The 1,533-nt window shown below is 46.8% G+C and carries 2 protein-coding genes; both read left to right on the forward strand.

Translation table 11 applies throughout. The annotated features are described in order from the left end of the window. The coding region (gene ftsW, locus A3762_RS01225) for a putative lipid II flippase FtsW (RefSeq protein ID WP_068753723.1) at positions 1-833 on the forward strand (833 nt) is incomplete at its 5' end. Then, positions 830-1,533: glycosyltransferase (locus A3762_RS01230; protein WP_197468922.1), on the forward strand; the 704-nt coding region annotated here is incomplete at its 3' end. The genes ftsW and A3762_RS01230, both read left to right, overlap by 4 nt.

Genomic DNA, 1,533 nt, shown 5'->3' on the forward strand with positions numbered 1-1,533 from the left:
GTAGTACACGCTGGATCGGCTTAGGTGGCATTAATATCCAGCCTTCTGAACCTGCGAAGTTATTGCTCGTTGCATATCTAGCTGGATACCTGGTTCGACGTCATGACGAAGTCAGACAGTCTTGGTGGGGTTTTACTAAGCCTATGTTAGTGCTCACTATCGCGGCTTTCCTCTTGCTTAGCGAGCCTGATTTTGGGGCGACCGTCGTAATAGGCGCTGCGTTCATGGGAATGATTTTCTTGAGTGGTGCGAAGCTGCATCAATTCGGTGTTCTCGTTGTCGCCTGCTTATTAATCGTAGTGGCTTTGATTTGGTCTCAACCGTATCGCATGGAGCGATTAATTGGTTATACCGACCCGTGGGCAGATCAATTTGGTGCAGGTTATCAGTTAACACAATCTCTGATCGCTTTTGGTAGAGGTGAAATACTTGGCGTTGGGCTAGGTAATAGCTTGCAGAAGCAGTTTTATTTGCCAGAAGCTCACACCGATTTTGTATTCGCTATTCTTGCGGAAGAATTCGGACTGATTGGTTCTTTAGTCGTCGTCGCATTATTTTCGTGGTTGATTTACCGCGCATTCAAAATTGCACGTGTGGCTGAAAAAGCAGGGCTGCTTTTCCATGCTTATTTCTCATATGGCATCGCAATACTACTAGGCGTTCAAGCAAGCATTAACTTGGGCGTGAACATGGGCTTATTGCCAACTAAGGGCTTGACCTTGCCCTTGGTGAGTTATGGCGGAAGTAGTTTGATTATAAGCATTGCTGCTATCGCGATTTTGTTGCGCGTTCATCATGAAACCCCCCATGCAAGAATAGGAGAGTCTTCATGAAAACGTATTTGATGATGGCTGGCGGAACAGGTGGTCATGTATTTCCTGCTCTTGCAACGGCTAGAAAGTTACAAGAGCAAGGGGCGAATGTTGCTTGGCTTGGATCTAATGGTGGTTTCGAGCAGTCGGTCATTGAGAAACAGGGCATACCCTTTTATGGCATTAGCGTGAGCGGGCTAAGAGGCAAAGGCAAGCTTGCTGTTTTAAAGGCTCCATTCAACTTGGTGCATGCCTTAATTCAAGCTTTTGGTGTTCTCAATAAAGTGAAGCCGCATTTGGTCGTGGGAATGGGTGGATTTGCATCTGGTCCTGGGGGCCTTGCAGCTAGATTGTCTGGTCGCCCATTGGTCGTTCATGAGCAAAATGCCGTTGCGGGAATGACGAATCGGATCTTGGCGAAGATAGCCAAAGCCGTGTATGAGGCTTTTCCAAATAGCTTTGGTTCTGCCGTGAGAGCAACACTAATTGGAAATCCGATTAGGGAAGAAATTGTTGCGTTGAACCAGTCTAGTAACGACAAAAAATGGGATGCGTCGCGTCAACCGCGCATATTGGTTGTAGGTGGTAGCTTAGGTGCTCAGAAGTTGAATGAAGTCGTACCAGCGGCGATGGCTCTGCTAGATCAAAACACACGCCCAGAAATAATCCATCAATCTGGTAAAGGTAAGCTAAAAGCGACGCAATCGTTGTACGAACAACT

It is taken from the genome of Oleiphilus sp. HI0125 (assembly GCF_001635355.1).